Source organism: Flavobacterium xylosi, from assembly GCF_042787345.1.
GTDB lineage: Bacteria > Bacteroidota > Bacteroidia > Flavobacteriales > Flavobacteriaceae > Flavobacterium > Flavobacterium xylosi.
Genome location: NZ_JBHZPZ010000020.1, coordinates 1 through 21305, shown reverse-complemented (window position 1 = coordinate 21305; position 21305 = coordinate 1). Strand labels below are relative to the sequence as shown.

The 21305-nt window shown below is 34.2% G+C and carries 16 protein-coding genes; 7 read left to right on the top strand and 9 right to left on the bottom strand.

What is annotated here, in order from left to right:
- Window positions 1–16 precede the first annotated feature (16 nt).
- Window positions 17–2191 carry a tetratricopeptide repeat-containing hybrid sensor histidine kinase/response regulator gene (locus ACFX5E_RS14255; RefSeq protein WP_379855829.1) on the top strand — a complete coding sequence of 725 codons (2175 nt, stop codon included), beginning with the start codon at window positions 17–19 and terminating at the stop codon, window positions 2189–2191.
- Between the two features lie 6 nt (window positions 2192–2197).
- Here ACFX5E_RS14255 and ACFX5E_RS14250 read toward each other — a convergent pair whose 3' ends face one another.
- Together ACFX5E_RS14250 and lpxK are read right to left on the bottom strand one after the other, a co-directional pair.
- Complete coding sequence (locus ACFX5E_RS14250) at window positions 2198–3010, bottom strand: purine-nucleoside phosphorylase (RefSeq protein ID WP_379855828.1); 813 nt, start codon at window positions 3008–3010, stop codon at window positions 2198–2200.
- Entirely contained in the window at window positions 2982–4031 is a 1050-nt protein-coding gene (gene lpxK / locus ACFX5E_RS14245) for a tetraacyldisaccharide 4'-kinase (protein WP_379855827.1), read from the bottom strand. The genes ACFX5E_RS14250 and lpxK overlap by 29 nt, the downstream gene beginning before the upstream one ends.
- Window positions 4032–4150: 119 nt before the next feature.
- Between lpxK and ACFX5E_RS14240 the strand changes: the two genes are divergently transcribed.
- The 4 genes from ACFX5E_RS14240 to rluF all read left to right on the top strand — a co-directional run bounded on the left by ACFX5E_RS14240 (window position 4151) and on the right by rluF (window position 7827).
- On the top strand, window positions 4151–5245 hold the full coding sequence (locus ACFX5E_RS14240) for a Nif3-like dinuclear metal center hexameric protein (protein WP_379855826.1): 1095 nt from the start codon (window positions 4151–4153) through the stop codon (window positions 5243–5245).
- A 3-nt stretch (window positions 5246–5248) separates the two neighbouring features.
- Window positions 5249–6028 (top strand): zinc ribbon domain-containing protein, encoded by a 780-nt coding sequence (locus ACFX5E_RS14235; RefSeq protein WP_379855825.1) that lies wholly within the window; start codon window positions 5249–5251, stop codon window positions 6026–6028.
- A gap of 38 nt (window positions 6029–6066) precedes the next feature.
- Window positions 6067–6915 carry an alpha/beta fold hydrolase gene (locus ACFX5E_RS14230; RefSeq protein WP_379855824.1) on the top strand — a complete coding sequence of 283 codons (849 nt, stop codon included), beginning with the start codon at window positions 6067–6069 and terminating at the stop codon, window positions 6913–6915.
- Window positions 6916–7014: 99 nt separating this feature from the next.
- Window positions 7015–7827, top strand: coding sequence for a 23S rRNA pseudouridine(2604) synthase RluF (rluF, locus tag ACFX5E_RS14225; protein ID WP_379855823.1), 813 nt, complete (start codon window positions 7015–7017; stop codon window positions 7825–7827).
- A gap of 128 nt (window positions 7828–7955) precedes the next feature.
- Here the strand turns inward: rluF and ACFX5E_RS14220 are convergent, their stop codons facing one another.
- The 6 genes from ACFX5E_RS14220 to ACFX5E_RS14195 form a co-directional block, all read right to left on the bottom strand.
- Window positions 7956–8363, bottom strand: coding sequence for a DUF1801 domain-containing protein (locus tag ACFX5E_RS14220; protein ID WP_379855822.1), 408 nt, complete (start codon window positions 8361–8363; stop codon window positions 7956–7958).
- A gap of 45 nt (window positions 8364–8408) precedes the next feature.
- Window positions 8409–9296: a bifunctional 5,10-methylenetetrahydrofolate dehydrogenase/5,10-methenyltetrahydrofolate cyclohydrolase gene (locus ACFX5E_RS14215; protein ID WP_379855821.1), complete on the bottom strand. Its 888-nt coding sequence runs from the start codon at window positions 9294–9296 to the stop codon at window positions 8409–8411.
- A 155-nt stretch (window positions 9297–9451) separates the two neighbouring features.
- Window positions 9452–10801 carry a signal recognition particle protein gene (gene ffh / locus ACFX5E_RS14210; RefSeq protein WP_073210079.1) on the bottom strand — a complete coding sequence of 450 codons (1350 nt, stop codon included), beginning with the start codon at window positions 10799–10801 and terminating at the stop codon, window positions 9452–9454.
- A gap of 129 nt (window positions 10802–10930) precedes the next feature.
- A complete protein-coding gene (locus tag ACFX5E_RS14205) occupies window positions 10931–11650 on the bottom strand; it encodes a hypothetical protein (protein ID WP_379855820.1) in 720 nt (239 codons plus the stop codon).
- A 52-nt stretch (window positions 11651–11702) separates the two neighbouring features.
- Window positions 11703–13481, bottom strand: coding sequence for an arginine--tRNA ligase (argS, locus tag ACFX5E_RS14200; protein WP_379855819.1), 1779 nt, complete (start codon window positions 13479–13481; stop codon window positions 11703–11705).
- A 600-nt stretch (window positions 13482–14081) separates the two neighbouring features.
- Window positions 14082–15089 carry a 3-oxoacyl-ACP synthase III family protein gene (locus ACFX5E_RS14195; protein ID WP_379855818.1) on the bottom strand — a complete coding sequence of 336 codons (1008 nt, stop codon included), beginning with the start codon at window positions 15087–15089 and terminating at the stop codon, window positions 14082–14084.
- A 289-nt stretch (window positions 15090–15378) separates the two neighbouring features.
- On the opposite strand from ACFX5E_RS14195, the gene ACFX5E_RS14190 reads away from it, so the two are divergent.
- Window positions 15379–17835 carry a S9 family peptidase gene (locus tag ACFX5E_RS14190; protein ID WP_379855817.1) on the top strand — a complete coding sequence of 819 codons (2457 nt, stop codon included), beginning with the start codon at window positions 15379–15381 and terminating at the stop codon, window positions 17833–17835.
- 206 nt (window positions 17836–18041) lie between these two features.
- Window positions 18042–18779: a tyrosine-protein phosphatase gene (locus ACFX5E_RS14185; protein ID WP_379855816.1), complete on the top strand. Its 738-nt coding sequence runs from the start codon at window positions 18042–18044 to the stop codon at window positions 18777–18779.
- Between the two features lie 290 nt (window positions 18780–19069).
- On the opposite strand, the gene ACFX5E_RS14180 is transcribed toward ACFX5E_RS14185, so the two are convergent.
- Window positions 19070–21037, bottom strand: coding sequence for a polysaccharide biosynthesis protein (locus ACFX5E_RS14180; RefSeq protein ID WP_379855815.1), 1968 nt, complete (start codon window positions 21035–21037; stop codon window positions 19070–19072).
- Between the last annotated feature and the right edge of the window lie 268 nt (window positions 21038–21305).

Genomic DNA, 21305 nt, shown 5'->3' with positions numbered 1-21305 from the left:
AACAATTCAGCTATAAATGAAGCAATTCTTTGTTTTTATCTTTTTTTGTAATTCGTTTCTGTATTCTCAAACCAATGAGAAAACAGATAGCCTAGCGTATTACAAAAATTTGACTACTACAAATATCAAATCCGATAACTACCAACAAGCTTTATTTTATACACAAAAAACTATTAGTTACTCTAAATTAATTCGGGATGTTCAAGCGCAAGCTGATCAAACGTTCAAATTAGGAAAACTATATTTTGATTTAAAAAAATATAACGATGCTATAAATACATTTCAGAAAAGCATTGCAATCTATAAAAAACTAGAACCAAGTTCGAATTATGCATACGCAACTTATTATCTAGGCTTAAGTTATATTGAAAAAAGAAATTTTAAGGATGCAGAAATTTATTTTAATGATACCAAATTAATAATTGATAATTTAAAAAGCTCTAATTCTGCCCAAATACTCAACTTGTTGTATCTTCAGAAAGGAATTATCAGTAAATCGAAAGGGAATAACGATTTAGCTTCAACAATATTCACAACAATAATCGCTAAACCTTATAATGCGGCAATACTGAATACCAGAACAGAAGCTTTGTATCAAATGGGAACTATTGAAGCATCCAAAAAAAGGTATAATTTAGCTTTAAATTACCTCAATAAAGCATTAGAAACTAATGCTAAAAATAACAATTTGGACCAAAAATCGGATATTTTACTCGCAATGAGTTCTGTTTACGAAAAAATGTTAGATAAAAACAATGCGTATTCTTATTTGAAACAACATCTCAATTTGAAAGAGAGCATCTCAATTTTAAATAACGAAAGACTTGGCATTGATGATTATAATGAATTTAAAGAATCCGAACGGCTAAAAGAAATTGCACAAATTGGCAATCAAAATAAACAGCAGGAAAAAGCGAATAAATTCTCTAAATTAATAAGTATTCTCGCCATTGCTTTGATTTCCATTTTATCTTTATTGAGTTTATCTTTATATAAAAATAACATCATTAGAACACAATCCAATCTAATGCTAGAAGTTAAAAATAAAGAATTAGAAATTGCTAAGGACAAAGCAGAAAAGGCCTCCAATGCAAGATCTGAGTTTTTATCAACGGTAAGTCATGAACTTCGTACTCCACTGAATGCTATAAATGGTATTGCTCATTTATTATTAGAAGAAAAGCCAAAGAGGTCTCAAATGAAATATCTAGCTTCATTAAAATTTTCAGGCGATTACTTGACAAAATTTATAAATGAAATCCTAGAAATAAACAAAATCGATTCCAACAAAATTGAAATTGAATACATCAATTTTAATCTTAAACAATTATTAGAAGACATACAAAACTCTTTAAAAGAAATAGCCGCAGTAGGAAACAACAAATTCAACCTTGAAATCGACCATTCGATTCCGGATTATTTGATTGGTGACCCCACAAAATTATCACAGATAATCCTGAATTTGATTAACAATGCGCTAAAATTTACTAAAAATGGTACTGTAAATGTAATTATTAAACTAAAATCAATAGAGGATGACCATGCTATTATATATTTTGAAGTAATTGATACAGGGATTGGAATTCCTGAAGACAAATTAAAAAGTGTTTTTGATAGTTTTTCGCAAGGCTCGATAGAGGTAAATCGCAAATACGGAGGAACCGGTTTAGGTTTAACAATCGTAAAGAAATTAATTAAAACTCTTGGTGGTCATATACGTCTGAAAAGTATCGTAGGAGAAGGTTCTTCTTTTTCATTTGAATTAAAATTTAAAAAAGGCTCTGAATTATTGAAAGTTGATGAAAAACGTAAAACATATGATGATTCTGTTTTAGCGAATAAAAAAATACTTTTGGTCGAGGACAATAAAATTAACCAAATGATTTCAGCAAAAATGCTCGAAAACAAAGGGATAATTTGCTACATAATTGAAAATGGTGAAGAAGCGATTGAAATAGCTAAAAACAATACATTTGACTTAATACTGATGGATGTTCATTTACCGGGTATGAACGGTACTATAGCAACTGAACTAATTAGAAAATTTGATCAAAAAACACCAATAATAGCACTAACTGCAATATCATTGGATGAAAATCGTGACATGTTATTATCGTTTGGAATGAATGATGTTATTACAAAACCGTTCATTCCAGAAGAATTTTACAGTACGATTGCCAATTATGTCTAGAAATATCTAATATTTCAAAATTAATTCTTTGATTAGGCTTCGTACCATTGGTTCTACTTTTTTCGCGGCTTCTAATACCTCAACATGTGAAATCGTATCAATATTTTCTTCATTTCCCATATCCGTAATAACAGAAATTCCAAAAGTCTCAATATTCATATGACGTGCCACAATGACTTCAGGAACGGTTGACATTCCTACACAATCTGCACCAAGAATATTTACCATTCTATACTCAGCTAAGGTTTCAAAAGTTGGTCCTTGAAGTCCTAAATACACTCCATCGAAAACTTCAATGTTTAAATCAAGCGCTATTTCTTTTACCTTAGTAATCATCTTTCTCGAATAGGGTTCGCTCATATTTACAAAACGAGGTCCAAAACGGTCGTCATTTTTTCCACGTAATGGATGTTCAGGCGTCATATTGATATGATCCTTAATAAGGACAATAGAACCTACTTTATAATTTGGATTTACACCACCGGAAGCATTAGAAACAACTAATTTATCTATACCTAAAAATTTCATTACCCGCACCGGAAAAGTTACTTCGGTCATGGAATATCCTTCATAATAATGAAATCGGCCTTGCATAGCAGCCACTTTCTTTTCTCCAATTGTACCAAAAACTAATGCTCCCTTATGACCTTGAACGGTCGATACCGGAAAATTTGGAATTTCATTATAAGGCAAGGAATATTCTATCTTCATTTCATCAGTAAAACTTCCTAATCCTGATCCTAGAATCACACCGTATTCTGGAGTGAAATCTATTTTTCCTTTAATATAACTAACGGTTTCTTGTACTTGTTCCCACATAATTTAAAATGTTTTTATCAAAATCATCTCCCCGTTCCGACACTTCGGAATCGGTACCGGAAATAAAAGAACTTTGTATGGGTAAATAGAAAAGTTGTTCGCTTGGTAAACTTCCCTTTAATCGTACATAATCTTTTTCGGTAGTGATAATAATGTTGTTTTGAGCTAAATTTTTAATTTCTAAAATGTCTTTATCGGTAAAATTATGATGGTCCGGAAAAGACAAACAGACATCATTGGTATCTTGCAAATAGGCAAAAAATGGTTCTGGCTTTGCGATTCCTGCCACCAGTAATTTAGAAGCGGATTGAATTTCATTTACATTTATCTTTCGGTTTTCCCCATAAATAAAATTGTCATACGCTATAAAAGTAAAGTATAATTCTTGGTTTGCAGAAACCTTTAATCTGTTTCTAATATCATTTTGTTTGTCTAAAGAAAGATTAAAAGGACATTTCGTTACAATAATTACGTTAGCTCTTTTTGCTCCACTTTTACTTTCGCGTGAATTCCCAGTTGGCAACATAAAATCATCTGAATACAAATCCCCGTACGAAGTTAGCAAAATATAAAATCCCGCTTTCACTTTTCGGTGTTGAAAAGCATCGTCTAACAAAATAACTTCTGGTTTTTTGGGTAGTGAAAGTAATTTTCCTATTCCATTTTTTCTGTCGACATCAACAGCAACTTGGATAGTTGCAAATTTTTTATAAAACTGAAAAGGTTCATCGCCAAGAATTGCAGCATTTGAACCGGCTTCCGCCAAAATAAAACCTTTAGATTGTCTTTTGTAACCTCTACTCAATGTTGCAACTTTATATTTATCTGAAAGCAGCCGAATCAAATATTCAATTTGGGGCGTTTTCCCGGTACCGCCAACGCTAAGATTTCCGACAGCAATAATTGGCATATCAAATGAGTACGATTTTAAAATACCTGTATCGAAAAGAAAATTCCGAATACTCGTTATGAGACCATATAAAATGGCAAACGGAAAGAGTAATTTTCGAAGTAAATTCATTTTACGAAAGTAGAATAAATTATCTTTATAAAAAAAAGTTGATTTGGTTATTCGGTGCTTTGGTTATTCAATAAATTGAACAATCTAAAAAATCCAACAATCTAAAAATCGAAATAAAAATGAAAATAAAAGAAATTATTACCTTCCTCGAAGAAATGGCTCCACTCGACTATGCCGAAGATTTTGACAATGTAGGATTATTAGTTGGCGACCAAGAAGCAGAAGCAACGGGTGTTTTAGTTTGTCACGATGCTTTAGAAAACATAATTGATGATGCAATCGCTAAAAAATGCAATTTAGTGGTTTGTTTTCATCCCATTTTATTTTCTGGATTAAAAAAAATAACGGGTAAAAATTATGTGGAAAGAGCCGTAATAAAAGCCATAAAAAATGACGTCGCTATATACGCTGTCCACACTGCTTTAGACAATCATCAAGAAGGCGTAAATAAAGTTTTCTGTGATGCGCTTGGACTAATAAACACAAAAATTCTTATTCCGAAGCAGAATTTTATTCGGAAATTAGTAACCTATACTATACCGGAAAATGCGGAAGAAGTGCGAAATGCACTTTTTGATGCCGGTGCCGGAAATATTGGCAACTACGAAAATTGCAGTTTTAATTCGAAAGGAATTGGAACCTATATGGGAAATGAACACAGTAATCCACAAGTTGGAGAGCGATTTGAGTTTGTCCAGGGAGATGAAATCAAAATTGAAGTCACTTTCGAAAAGCATTTGGAAAACAAAATTCTTAAAGCGTTATTCAAAAGCCATGCTTATGAAGAAATTGCCTATGAAATTTATGAATTGCAAAACAAACATCAGAATATTGGTTTAGGAATGATTGGCGAATTAAAGAATCCGATGAAAGAAAAAGAATTTCTGCTTTTTGCAAAAGAGAAAATGCAAGCTGATGGCATTCGTCATTCCAACTTTATAGGAAAAGAAGTAAAAAAAATAGCCGTGCTTGGTGGAGCTGGAAGTTTTGCCATAAAAAATGCGATTCAGGCTGGAGCTGATGTGTTTTTAACGGCAGATTTAAAGTATCATCAGTTTTATGAAGCCGAAAATCGACTTTTATTGGCAGATATCGGACATTTTGAAAGCGAACGCTATACAAAAAATTATATTGTTGAGTATCTTCGGAAAAAAATCCTTAATTTTGCAGTTATTTTATCAGAAGAAAATTCAAATCCAGTTAAGTACTTATAGAATATGGCGAATACGAAAGAATTAAGTGTTGAGGACAAGTTACGAGCAATTTACGATTTACAACTAATTGACTCTAGAATTGACGAAATCAGAAACGTAAGAGGAGAACTTCCTTTAGAAGTAGAAGATTTAGAAGATGAAGTTGCAGGTTTAAGCACCCGTTCAGAAAAATTGAAAAATGAACTTGAAAGTATCGAAGATCTTATCAAGGTAAAAAAGAATGCAATTGATGAGCACAAAGAGGCGATCAAAAAATACACAAAACAACAAGAAAGCGTTCGTAACAACAGAGAATTTAATTCGTTGACTAAAGAGGTTGAATTTCAAGAATTAGAAATTCAATTGTCTGAAAAACAAATTAAAGAAATGAAAGCTTCTATTGAACATAAGAAAGACGTAATTTCTCAGTCAAAAGAAAGATTAGAAACTAAATCTAATCACTTGAAGCATAAGAAATCAGAATTGGATGCTATCATGGCTGAGACTGCTAAAGAAGAAGCTTTTTTAACAGAAAAATCAGCAGAATACCAAGCATTAATCGAAGAAAGATTATTGAAAGCTTACAATAGAATCAGAACAAGTGTTCGCAATGGTTTAGCTGTTGTTTCTATTGAAAGAGGCGCATCTGCAGGATCATTCTTTACTATTCCACCGCAAACACAAGTAGAAATTGCTTCAAGAAAGAAAATCATCACTGATGAGCATTCCGGAAGAATATTAGTCGATAGTTCATTGGCTGATGAAGAAAAAGAAAAAATGGAAAAATTATTTTCTAAATTCTAATTACATTTAAGTCCCGATACACATCGGGACTTTTTTTTATGAAAAAATCACTTTACTTCCTGTTCACCAAATCTGTCGGTTTATATGTAAATTTATTAAGCTACGTATTTCCTGACAAGGCAACCCAACTTGCCTATTCCCTTTTTAGCGAGCCTAGAGAAGGCAGACTTACAAAGGCAAAGCTTCCTAAAATACTAAAGGAAACGGAGACTGAAACTTTTCAGCATGACGGCCATGATATTCAAACGTATAGATGGAAGGGAAACGATACGGTTATACTGCTCGTACACGGCTGGGAAAGTAACGCCTCGCGCTGGAAAAAAATGTTACCATATTTAAAAAAATCAGGAAGCACCATTATAGCAATCGACGCTCCTGCCCACGGATTATCAAGTGGAAAGGAATTTAATATCCCCCAATATGCCAAATCTATTGATTTTATAGTTCAAAAATTCAAACCACGATACCTCATTGGTCATTCTTTAGGAGGAAAAACATGCCTGTATTACCAATCCGTTTATCAAAATAACAGCATTGAGAAAATGGTGATTTTAGGCTCTCCAAGTGATTTCAAAATTATTCTTAATAATTACATTGCAATGTTGAGTTTGAATTCTAAAATTTCAAAAGGGCTAGAAGCACATTATCTCAACCATTTTAAGCTAAAACTGGAAAAATTCTCTGCTAAACAATTTGCATCTGAAATAAAAACAAAAGGTTTTATAGCTCATGACACCGACGATAAAGTTGTTTTATTTGAAGAAGGAAAAAAAATAGCCAGCACATGGAAAGATTCAATTTTCATCGAAACAAACGGCTTGGGACACAGCATGCATGATGAGCAATTGTACAAAAAAGTCATTCATTTTTTATTTGAAACGGAATAACTAAAAAATACATCGGTAAAATATTTTGCTGACTTCTAATTTTTCAAATAAACAAATAACCGCACAAACGATTAAACAATTTAGTATTACTTTTGCAGTATGGAAGAAAATCTAAAACGCCTTAACAAATTCATAGGAGAAACCGGGTACTGCTCCCGTCGTGAAGCAGACAAGATCATTGAAGAAGGTCGAGTGACTATCAATGGAATTGTTCCCGAGTTAGGAACTAAAGTTTCTCCAAATGACGAAGTGCGTATTGACGGCAAATTAATCCGTGAGAAAAATGAGAAACCTGTTTATCTTGCTTTCTATAAACCTGTAGGAATAGAATGTACGACTAATCTGGACGTTCGAAATAATATTGTGGATTACATCAATTATCCGAAGCGTATTTTCCCGATTGGGCGATTAGACAAAGCCAGTGAAGGATTGATTTTCATGACTAATGATGGCGATATCGTTAATAAAATATTACGCGCCAGAAATAATCACGAAAAAGAATATACCGTAACTGTAAACAAACCTATAACCGATCGTTTTATCGAAAGAATGGGAAATGGAGTTCCTATTTTAGACACCGTTACCCGAAAATGTAAGGTAGAACAAATCAGCAAATACACTTTCAAAATCATTCTGACACAAGGTCTAAACCGCCAAATTCGTAGAATGTGTGAATACCTAGGTTCAGATGTCACTGCTTTAAAACGCATCAGAATCATCAATATTTCACTGGACATTCCTGTTGGGAGATACCGAGATTTGACTGATGCCGAAATCAAAGAATTGAACGAATTGATAGAACCTTCGAGCAAAACAGAAGAAGCAAGTTTACCTAAAGCGGAACCTGCTAAAAGAAGAACAGAATTCATCAAAAGAGATGATCCCAGGTTTAAAGGACGAGGAGATTATTAGCATAAAGAAAATCGGCAATATTTAAAAGTAAAACACGAATTTCACTAATTTACACGAATTAATTTGTACAACTTAGTGAAATTCGTGTTTGAATATTACGCCTAATTGTTTTCTATTGCAAACTGATTTTACTGAATTTTTCTTCTTCTCGCTTTAACAATTTGGTTATCTACCAAAATTGCTTCACAGATTTCCTGTTTCAATAATGAGACATCAATTTCTTTAACAGAATTGAAATTCAGTTTTGTAACAAACTTTGTAGTTTCAAAAGTTTCGTCTAAAAATGAAGCGTCTTTGCAGAAGCCAATTGCTACTCCTTTTTCTACTTTCCCCCAAGGAACGGAAGCCGGCCAGATATAACAAATTCGGGAATGGCGGTAATAAAAAGGAACATTGTATGCCAATTTCTCTTTACAATCTGGCATACATTCCAAAATAATTTTACGCAAAAAAAGAACAATTTCCAGTTCTTCTTCACTTAGATAGTCCAGAAACTCCTCTATGGTTTTAAATTCTTTTCCTTGTGTATTTCCCATAAATATAAAAAAAGCCTATTCGAATGAATAGGCTAAGTGTTTTTATTATTCTAATTTCAATATTTTCATTTCCCTAGCCAAAAGCGTGTTTTTCAACAACATGGCAATCGTCATAGGTCCAACTCCTCCGGGAACCGGGGTAATAAAAGAGGCCTTTTTACTCACATTTTCAAAATCAACGTCACCGGTGATCACATATCCTTTGGCATTTGTTTCATCAGCAACTCTGGTAATACCAACATCTATAACTACTACCCCATCCTTCACCATATCAGCTTTTAGATAATTGGGTACACCAAGAGCAGTAATAATGATATCTGCCTGAATCGTGATTTCTTCGATATTTTTAGTGTAACTATGTGTCAGGGTAACTGTTGAATTTCCAGGAAAACCTTTTCTTCCCATCAAAATGCTCATCGGTCGGCCCACAATATGACTACGCCCAATTACAACGGTATGCTTTCCTTTAGTTTCTACTCCATATCTTTCTAATAATTCCAGAATTCCAAAAGGAGTCGCCGGAATAAAAGTACTCATGTCTAATGCCATTTTTCCAAAATTCTCAGGATGAAAACCGTCAACATCTTTACTTGGATCAACAGCCATTAATACCTTTTGTTCATCGATCTGTTCTGGAAGCGGCAACTGAACAATGAATCCATCAATATTAGGATCTTCATTCAATTCTTTTATTTTTTTTAGCAATTCCGTTTCTGATGTAGTGCTCGGCATTTTTACTAAAGTCGATTCAAAACCTACTCGTTCACATGCTTTTACCTTACTTCCCACGTAAGTTAAGCTCGCTCCATCGTTACCTACAATAACTGCTGCTAAATGAGGCACTTTCTCCCCCTTATTTTTGATCTTTTGTACTTCTGCAGCGATTTCACTTTTAATATCTTCCGCCGTTTTTTTCCCGTCTAGTAGTTGCATTTTAATTTAGTTTAAAGTTAAAAAGTTTAATGCTTAAAGTTTTCCTTGGAATCGAAAAACAAAAAACTTCTAACTGAATAGTAGTGTGTTGTTGTATATAAAAAGTAAAGGTTTAAAATTTCAAGAACTTGAACTTTTAAACCTATAACTAATAATTATCTCATTCCTGGCATACCACCTGGCATTCCGCCCATCATCTTCATGAGGTTTTTTCCTCCTGGTCCTTGCATCATTTTCATCATTTTGCTCATCTGCTCAAACTGTTTCATCAGCTGATTAACTTGCTCTATTTTGGTTCCCGAACCTTTTGATATTCTGGCTTTTCTTTTAACATCAATAATCGCTGGTTTACTTCTCTCTGCTGGAGTCATTGAGTGAATAATCGCTTCAATATGTTTGAAAGCATCATCCTCAATTTCTACATCTTTCATCGCTTTTGAAGCACCTGGTATCATTCCTACCAAATCCTTCATATTACCCATTTTCTTTACTTGCTGAATTTGAGATAAGAAATCATCAAAACCAAATTCGTTTTTGGCAATTTTCTTTTGGATTTTTCGTGCTTCTTCTTCGTCAAATTGCTCTTGCGCTCTTTCTACCAAAGACACAACATCTCCCATTCCAAGGATACGTTCTGCCATACGAATAGGATAAAACACATCAATGGCATCCATTTTTTCACCGGTACCAACAAATTTTATAGGTTTGTTTACTACTGATTTAATCGAAATAGCAGCTCCACCACGAGTATCACCATCTAATTTGGTTAAAATAACCCCATCAAAATTTAAGATATCGTTGAAAGCTTTAGCAGTATTTACCGCATCTTGACCTGTCATTGCATCAACTACAAATAAAGTTTCTTGTGGTTCAATCGCTTTATGAACTTTAGCGATCTCATCCATCATTTCTTTGTCGACAGCCAAACGACCAGCCGTATCGACAATCACTACATTAAAGCCATTTGCTTTTGCGTGTTTGATGGCGTTTTGTGCAATCTCAACAGGATTTTTATTTTCAGGTTCTGAGTAAACCTCAACACCTATCGAATCTCCAACAACGTATAATTGCTGAATTGCAGCCGGACGATAAATATCACAAGCCACCAAAAGCGGTTTTTTATTCTTTTTTGTTTGTAGATAATTCGCTAATTTCCCGGAAAATGTTGTTTTCCCAGATCCTTGTAAACCCGCCATTAAAATAACAGTTGGATTTCCGGAAAGGTTTATTCCCGCAACATCGCCACCCATCAATTCCGTAAGTTCATCTTTGACCAACTTTACCAATAATTGTCCTGGCTGAAGCGTAGTTAATACGTCCTGTCCAATTGCTTTTTCTTTTACTTTAGTGGTAAAATCTTTGGCAATTTTAAAGTTGACATCGGCATCAAGTAAAGCTCTACGAACTTCTTTCAAAGTTTCGGCAACATTTACTTCTGTTATTTTTCCGTGACCTTTTAGTATATGGAAAGCTTTGTCTAATTTATCGCTTAAATTATCGAACATAATTTTTTTTCTCTTTAATTAAGGTGCAAATTTAAGCATTTGATTTTGAAGTTTAAATAGTATTATACATAAAAAGAGGCTGTCTTTTTAAGATAGCCTCTTTTATTATGAAATCAATTAACCTGAAGGTTAATCCTTATCGTCTAAATCTGTTTCATCCTTTAGTAAATCTTTTATCAACTCCCCAATATCATTGTGACTATCATCACTGCCAGTACTAATTTCGATAACTCCATCTCCATCGGTATCTAACAATAGACCTTGGTTTGCCAAAGTAGTTAATCTCGCCATTAAAGTATCAAGATGTATTTTAATGTTTAAAGATATATCATTACCATTGATAGTGAAATCTTTGTTATGGTCTTCAAAATCCAATTCATGTTCCGCATCCTTGTCGCTCCAGATAATAAATGGTTTCCCATTAATAGTTCCTTTAATCAAATAAGCCTTACCATTCATTTCACCTACTAAAGTTGATTTTTCGAACTTAAATTCGATTTCTTCATATCTAGCATTCGGAACATTTACAGAAGTAATAAAAGGACTTAAGGTTAAGTTAGGATCAAGCAAGTCCAATAAAAAAGGCCCATTAAGTTTAACATCATCATGCTTTGGATCCGTACTGTACATTGCATCTTCCATATCGGTTTCAAATTTGATCTTCCCAATATTAATTTTAAAGTCGGTTATAATTACTGTAGAAGTTGCTGTAGTTCGTGCCGTTAAAGAGGTCTTACCTGTTGAGGAAACTGCAGAAGCCTTCAATGTTACATTCCCTCCTGAAGTGGAATCATTTGTACAAGAACTTATTATAAGCGCAAGCAAAGCTAAAATTGAAATTTTTTTCATAATGGTATTTTTAAATTGTTAATTAATTCATAACGCAAAAGGCATGCCATTATTACATTCTTTCGGGTACACCAATACCTAGTAGTTTAAATGAAGCTGCGATAGTATCAGCAACTTTTTTAGAAAGTTGTACTCTGAATATTTTTTCATTTACCACATCTGATCCTAAAATAGGAACCGCTTGGTAAAATGAATTGTATTCGCGCACTAAATCATACGTATAATTTGCTAACAATGCAGGGCTGTGATTTTGAGCAGCATTTTGTATGACTTCTGGAAATAACTCGAGTTGTTTCAACAATTCTTTTTCCTTTTCATGAAGGGTCACTATCTCTGCTTTATTAGAAAAATCGAAATTTGCTTTTCGAATTATAGATTGAATTCTGGCGTAGGTATATTGGATAAACGGCCCTGTATTTCCAGCAAAATCAACTGATTCTTCCGGATTAAAAAGGATTCGTTTTTTAGGATCCACTTTCAAAATATAATATTTCAAAGCACCAAGACCAATAGTATTGTATAATTTAGCTTTTTCTTCTGTAGAATAGGTGTCTAATTTTCCTAAATCTTCAGCAATTTTTTGAGCGGTATCCGTCATTTCCTGCATCAAATCATCTGCATCAACAACCGTTCCTTCACGGCTTTTCATTTTTCCCGTAGGCAAATCCACCATTCCGTACGATAAATGGAATAGGTTTTTAGACCAGTCAAAACCGAGTTTTTTTAGAATTAAAAACAATACTTTGAAGTGATAATCCTGTTCGTTACCCACCGTGTAAACCATTCCGCCAACATCTGGATAATCTTTCACACGTTGTATTGCTGTTCCTATATCCTGCGTCATATAAACCGCAGTTCCATCAGAACGAAGCACGATTTTACGATCCAATCCTTCATCAGTCAAATCAATCCAAACAGAACCATCAGGATCTTTTTCGAATACTCCTTTTTCTAAACCAATCTGAACTACGTCTTTACCTAATAAATAGGTATTGCTTTCGTAATAATAACAATCAAAGTCAACTCCCAAATTTTTATAGGTAATGGCAAAACCATTATAAACCCATTGGTTCATGGTTTTCCAAAGCGAAATCACTTCTTCATCACCGGCTTCCCATTTTAATAGCATTTCTTGGGCTTCCAGAATTATTGGCGCTTGTTTCTTGGCCTCTTCTTCTGTTTTTCCATCGCTCATCAGTTGAGCAATCTCTTGTTTGTATGCTTTATCAAAAGCCACATAGTAATTCCCGACTAATTTATCTCCTTTTAAACCTGAACTTTCCGGAGTTTGTCCGTTGCCAAATTTCTGCCAAGCCAACATCGATTTGCAAATATGAATTCCTCGATCGTTTATGATTTGTGTTTTGTATACTTTTTTACCGGAAGCTTTGATAATCTCTGCTACGGAATAACCCAAAAGATTATTACGAACGTGACCTAAATGCAATGGTTTGTTTGTGTTTGGCGAAGAATATTCAACCATTACCGCTTTATCGTCTGGGGATGGAGTAACGAAACCATATTTGGCATCATCCTTAATTTCATTAAAGAAATTGATATAATATTCGTCAGAAATAACAATATTTAAAAATCCTGAAACGACATTAAAACGACTTACTTCAGTTACATTTTCTAATAAATAGTTCCCGATTTTATTTCCTAATTCTACCGGATTACTTTTTACAACCTTCAATAAAGGAAAAATAACCATAGTGATATCTCCTTCAAATTCTCTCCGAGTAGTTTGAAATTCTACTTTGTCAATAGCAATGCCAAATAAGGCTTGAACCGCTTTTTCAATCGATGGCGTAAGAATTTGTGATAATGTCATTTTATGTGTTTATTTTAAGGTTGCAAATATAGTCATATTGCATCGATTTGAAAATTGGAAAACAATATAATTTCCCATCCAAAATATCCTGCTAAACTATTTATTGATTAAAGTTCCGTTATTTATTTTAGAAAAACTTGTAACAATATATCCACTTAAGAGTCTATTAGGTAACTTTTAAAACAGCAAGTATCATCAATCAATTTTAATAAAAAAAAACAATCTCAAATCTCAAATTAATTTTAGTGTGCGTATTTGGAACCATGCTTTCTATGAAAGTGTAAAATTCGGTCCAGCTTACAAGTCAGGAAAACCTCGGCAGTATTATGGAAAAGCAATCGAAAAGAAAAGTAACAAACATTATCGAATGGCGACAGACCTTACAAATCAAATGGACAATTTAACTGGGAAAGTCAAACAGCATAAATAGGATTCAATTACCGTTTTGGTAGTGGTAAAAACAAAGCCATTAAAAGAAAATAACGTGACAAAAATGAAACCCAAGGTAGTGGTGGGCTTCTTTAAATTATTTGTTACTAAGAAAAACCCGGAGTTTGCCAACTCCGGGTTTTTTACTTCAAAATATAAGATGAAGTTATACTACCATTTTATAATAGCACTTCCCCAAGTGAATCCACTACCAAAAGCAGCCAAAACCACTGTATCTCCTGATTTAATTTTTCCTTGTTCCCAAGCTTCCGTCAAAGCAATAGGAATAGAAGCGGCTGTTGTATTACCATATTTCTGAATGTTATTATAAACTTGGTCATCCGTCAATCCAAATTTCTTCTGAATAAATTGAGAAATTCTTAAATTGGCCTGATGCGGAATCAACATATCAATGTCTGAAACTTGTAAATTATTCGCTTGTAAACCTTCATTTATTACTTCCGCAAAACGAACTACTGCATTTTTAAACACAAATTGTCCATTCATATATGGGTAATAGCTTTCATCATCCGGATCATTATCAGCAATAATATCGGTAACCCAACGCGCTCCCATTCCAGGAGCAACTAGTGCTAATTCCTCGGCATGTTGCCCTTCTGAATGCAAATGCGTAGACAAAATTCCTTTCGTCAAATCTTCTTCTCTGCTCAAAACCGCGGCTCCTGCTCCATCACCAAAAATTACCGAAACGCCTCTACCACGAGAAGTCATATCCAGTCCTGTCGAATGCACTTCGGATCCAATAACCAAAACATTTTTATACATTCCCGTTTTAATATATTGATCTGCCACTGATAAAGCATATATAAAACCCGAACATTGATTTCTGACATCTAATGCGCCAACGGTTCTTAAACCTAAATCACGTTGCACTAAAACTCCTGGTCCAGGAAAATAATAATCCGGACTTAAGGTCGCAAAAACTACAAAATCAATATCTTCTTTGGCAACTCCGGAGCGCTCAATGGCAATTTCTGCCGCTTTCACTCCCATCGATGTGGTCGTGTCCTCACCTCTTATTATGTGTCTTCTCTCTTGAATTCCTGTTCTTTCCTGAATCCATTCATCGTTGGTGTCAATTATTTTCGACAAATCATCGTTAGTGACCACATTTGAAGGAACATAAAATCCTAATCCTGCTATTTTTGAATGGTACATATTTTGTTATTTTATTATAATCAAGGATGCAAATTTAAATATTCTTTAAAACATCAGGCCACAAATTACTACTTTTTTAGGAATATGCAATTATATTTTTCAGAAGCTATTTCCCGCTGTACGCTATATCTTTCATTCTCGTTAAAAAACGATAATAAAAGGATGCCGCTACCATCGGGGCTAGCAAGTTTCAATTCCAACAAATATTCGTTTTTGTATGTAACAATATTCAATTATTTCAGACAAATCAGAACAATAACATTTCTATTAATCGATAACATTTCAACTTATGAAATTACAAGTTACCTTATTATTGTTTCTTGGTCTTGGCTTAACCGCATTGGCACAAGAAAATTTGAGCTACCAAAAACCATCTAAATCCATTTTAGATTTAGCAGATTATGAAAGAGCTCCTTCGGTATCCATGGATACCAAAAAAGAATACATGCTCTTAAGCTATAGAAATACTTATAAAACTTTAGATGATTTAAACCAGGAAGAATTGCGATTAGGTGGTTTGCGTATCAATCCGGTGACGAATATTTCAAGCACCGTTACCTATATCACGAACATCAAATTACGAAAAATAAAAGGAACAGACGAAGTACAAGTTTCGGGATTGCCTGAAAACCCTCGTATCAGCAATATATCTTGGTCACCAAATGACAAGAAAATTTCATTCTCTCATTCTACAAATACGGGAGTACAACTTTGGGTACTGGATGTTGATTCGGCGAAAGCCACTAAACTAACAGAGGCTAACGTAAACGCTAATCTAGGCAATCCGTTCAGTTGGTTCAATGACAACGAGACTATTTTGGTAAAAATGCTGCCAAAAAACAGAGCCGAACTTTTGGATGCCAAAAAAGATTTGCCAGCCGGTCCGATTATATCTAATGCTGACGGTGCCAAATCTCAAAACAGAACCTATCCAGACATGTTGAAAAACAAAAATGACGAAATCAATTTTGAAAACATCATGACCTCTGAATTGTACAAGGTGAACCTCAGCGGAAACATCACTTTATTCAAAAAAGCCGACATGTATGCCGGAGAAAGTTTCTCTCCTGACGGCAATTTTTTAATGCTGAACACTATTCAAAAACCGTTTTCATACATTGTTCCGTTGAGTCGTTTCCCTTTAAAATCGGTTATTTACGACAAAGCTGGTACCGAAGTAAAAACAGTAAACGAAGTCCCTTTAACTGAAATCATTCCAAAGGGTTTCATGGCCGTTAGAAAAGGAAAAAGAAACATGAGCTGGAGAACAGACAAACCTGCCACCTTAGTTTATACTGAAGCTCTAGACGGTGGAGATCCTGCTAACAAAGTGGAATTCAGAGACGAAGTTTTTCTTTGGAACGCGCCTTTTGACGCAGCACCGACTTCATTGGTAAAAACGCCGCAGCGCTTCGAGCGAATGATTTGGGGAAATGACAATATCGCTATTGTTTCAGATGAATGGTACGATACGCGTAATACCAAAACATATTTAATCAATCCATCGAATCCAAGTCAGGCTCCTAAAGTAATTTTCGACAGAAACTCTCAGGATGTTTATTCCGATCCCGGGAACTTTGAAACCAGAAAAAACCAATACAATAGATATGTTCTGGCGATAGAAAATGACAATGCATTCCTTATTGGAAACGGATACACTAAAAACGGACAATTCCCTTTTATAGCGGAGTATAATTTGGAAACTTTACAATCAAAACGACTTTACACTTCGGCGTATACCGATAAGAAAGAGGATGTGTTGGAAATTGAAGATTTCAAAAAAGGAACGGTTTTGGTACAAATCCAATCTAAAAACGAATATCCGAATTATTATCTTAGAAACATAAAACAAAAGAACGAACTGACTCCGATTACCGCATTCAAAAATCCTTTTGAAAGCATCAAAAATGTCAGCAAAGAAGTGATTAAGTACAAACGTAAAGATGGCCTGGAATTATCAGGAACTTTGTATTTACCCTTGGGTTATGACAAAGCTAAAAAAGAGAAAATGCCATTGTTGATTTGGGCGTATCCGGCAGAATACAAAGACAAAAATTCAGCAGGACAAAGCACACAAAACCAAAATGAATTCACGTTTCCTAATTATGGTTCCTTCGTGTATTGGGTAACCAAAGGATATGTCGTACTGGATGACGCTGCTTTTCCAATTATTGGGGAAGGAACAACAGAACCAAATGATAATTTCATGACGCAATTAGTAGACAATGCAGAAGCAGCGATTAATGCTGTAGATGCTTTGGGGTACATCAACAGAAAAAAAGTAGCTGTTGGTGGTCACTCGTATGGCGCTTTTATGACGGCAAATTTATTGACACACTCTAATCTTTTTGCCTGTGGAATTGCCAGAAGCGGTGCCTATAACAGAACCTTGACTCCTTTTGGTTTTCAGACAGAACAACGTAACTACTGGGAAACTCCTGAAGTGTATAACACAATGTCGCCATTCATGAATGCGGATAAAATGAAAACGCCAATGCTTTTAGTACACGGTGAAGCCGATAATAATCCGGGAACGTTCACCTTGCAAACCGAACGTTATTTTCAAGCTTTGAAAGGATTGGGAGCTCCAGCCAGAATGGTAATTTTACCAAAAGAAGCGCATAGTTATGTGGCAAAAGAAAATATTTTGCATTTACTTTGGGAACAAGACCAGTTTTTGGAAAAATATTTAAAAAATAATGAAGAAGTAAAAACAGAAAAAACAAAAACTGCTAAAAGTTTATAATTCAGTTGGTTTCTTTTGTACTGTAATCAATATAACATATTGATGAAAAAGGACATTCATTAAAAAGTAAACCCCAAAACTCATCTAGTTTTGGGGTTTTTAAATTTTTGCTGTAATACGATTTCACACTAGATATTTCCAGACAGTTTCTATGCCGTCCCCCTGCTAATCACTGAATACTAATTACTTTTCTCTACCTTTGCCTCATGTTTACACTATTCAAATCAAAACCCGTCCTTAAAGATCTAATTCCTGATAGTCATATCGATATTCATTCCCATCTTTTGCCGGGTATTGATGACGGAGCAAGAACTTTTGAAGACACTTTACGACTTACACAAGCTCTTCAGGGTTTTGGGGTTTGCCAGTTTATTACTACGCCTCATATTATTCAATATGTTTGGGACAACACGCACGATCAAATCCTGTCCAAGAAAGAAACAATTGTTCTTGAATTAGAAAAAAATAAAATCACTATTCCCTTCAACGCTGCTGCCGAGTACTTAATGGACGATCAGTTTGTGCAACTTTTCCAATCACACGAATTATTAACACTGAAAGACAATTACGTATTAGTCGAAATGTCCTATATCAACGCGCCTATCCAATTGTATTCTATCCTTTTTGATCTACAGGTGGCTGGCTATATTCCTGTGTTAGCCCATCCGGAGCGTTATCTCTTTTATCATAATAATTTCAGTGAATATGAAAAACTAAAAAGAGCAGGTTGTCTATTTCAATTGAATTTATTGTCGGTAGTTGGTTATTATGGCGCTGAAATCACAAATATAGCCGAGCAATTACTAAAAAAAGGAATGTACACCTATGTAGGTTCTGATGTACATCATGACAATCACATTGCTTCTTTTGAACAAAAAGTAAAAATAAAAGACTTGGTACCGTTAAAAGAAGCAATAGCTAACAATCAGTTCTTCAAGTTATAATAATTTTTTTTTTTTCAAATCTTTCAGACCTCGTATTAGTCAGTTCGACTTTAAAAGCTGAGATACTATTCCTAAATAAGCGACAGATTTAGCTTTAAAAAATGTATCGAGAACCATTTTGCTACCAATACTTCTCGTTACATTTTGACGGAACAAATTCGTATTTTCAAATAATACATTCAAGTCAAAAACACTCGAAGTGACGTTCCAGGGATGCGTTCCATTTAAAAAAAAAAAGTCCGCAGAGAACAAATTCTTTGCAGACTTTTTTTATTCAATCCTTTTTTTTATTACTTATCCAATAGTTGAAAAGTGGAATTCATACTTATAAATTCAGGTACAATTTTTTTCATTTGCATTACGATATCGTCATTACCAAAGAAGTTCGCTTTTTCTATCAGTTCGTCAATATCGGCATGCAGGGTCTCAAATTCATCTTGAATTTCCTGTGCAATCATAATTTTTTCGTGATGGGTGGCTAATGTTTTTGAAGTATCATTGAGCAATTCTTCATATAATTTCTCCCCTGGCCTTAAACCAACTATTTGTATCTTAATATCTTTATCCGGGATAAATCCGGCCAGCTTGATCATCTTTTTGGCCAAATCAATAATCTTAACCGGTTTTCCCATGTCAAAAATATAAATCTCCCCTCCATTACCCATCGCCCCTGCCTCCAAAACCAACTGACAGGCTTCGGGTATCGTCATAAAATACCTAATAATATCAGGATGCGTAATGGTAACCGGTCCGCCTGCAGCGATTTGCTTGGTAAACAAAGGCACTACAGATCCATTAGAACCTAAAACATTTCCAAAACGGGTGGTGATGAATTTCGTAACAATGTTCTCTCCTTCGTTTTGACTTTTTAATTGCAATGATTGCACATACTTTTCGGCTATTCTTTTACTGGCACCCATTACATTACTGGGGTTTACTGCTTTATCAGTAGAGACCATTACGAATTTCTTGACCTTATACAAACAGGACAAATCGGCCAGATTCTTAGTTCCCTCTATATTGGTAAGTATAGCTTGTGAGGGATTCTCTTCCATCAATGGCACGTGTTTATAGGCAGCTGCATGATAAACCACTTGGGGAAGATGAGTTTTAAAAACCATATTCATGGCGCTTTTATTTCTTACATCAGCAATTACAGCATATATTTTTGAATTAGAACCTGTGTTTTGCATTTCTAAACACATATGGTGCAAGGGAGTTTCAGCCTGATCCAAAATAATTATTGTTTTAGGGTTGAAACTTAATACCTGACGTACAATTTCGCTTCCAATAGACCCTGCAGCACCGGTAATCAGGACAGTTTTATCCTTCAACTGCTTAGATATCGATTTATTGTCTAATACAATAGGTTTTCTCTCCAGTAAATCTTCAATTTGGATGCTCTTTACTTTTTGGGAAATCTCTTTTTGATTTTGCCAATCGGAAATAAGAGGCACTGTAAACACACTATAATTGAATTCTAAACACTGATCTACAATGGTCAACTGTTCTTCCTTAGACATGCTTTTATCTGCAATAATTACTGCCTGAGCATTTACGGAGCGCATAAGAGGCGGTAATTTTTTCTTTTTAATTAAAATAGGCAGATCCAACATTCTTTTGGTTGCATTTTGGCTGTTTTTATCCACAAATCCAACGATTTTAAAACGGGAAGGCGTTTCAAATTTTAAGGCATTGGCTACGGATATGGCATTGGCATCCGTACCATAAATGATAGTCCGTATTAATTTCTCTTTTCCAATTTCTGAAAAATACCGTTCGAAAGTTTGTTTAATTATCACACGATACAAAAACAGACCACAAAAAGAAAGCACTATATTAATAAAAAATGCAGTGTTTAAAAAGGCTTTTTCACCATAGAACAATTCGTATGAAAAGTTAAAAAAAAGAAAAATCACCAGAACAGCCATTTGTGAAAACAAAAGCTTAATCGCATCAATATAGGACGAGTGTCTGATAATTCCGGAATAGGTTCTAAACAACCAGAAAAAGAAAATATTTATTCCAAAAAAAGCTACGATAAATCGGACGGTATAAGGAGTAATAATATAATCCAATCCAGTGCCTCTAAAAATCAGAATAGTAAAGAAAAAGGAGATGAGTAAAACGGAGAAATCCATCATAACGATTACCCACCTAGGAAGATAACTTAAGTTATGAATGTTAAATTTTAAATTCGCTCTAGAAAAAAAATTTGCTTTTACCGATGATGATTCAGAATTTTCAGTAGTACCCAAAATTTATTTTTTTAAAGATTAATGCCTTTATCCGAACAAAAATAAGACTAAATAAGTTAAAAAAGGAAAACCTAGCAATCCATTTCATTTTTTTTTGACTTAAAAAAAGAAAAAGGATGAATATCACCCTTTTACAATTTGTTAAAATTTATGTTTACTAGATTCAACTAATTAATGCAACTTTAGGGAAAAGATAAAGATATTTTTTCAAAAGAAAGGACTTTAAAGTCCTCTCTCTCGAATGGAATAAATGTTCTTTATTTGCTCC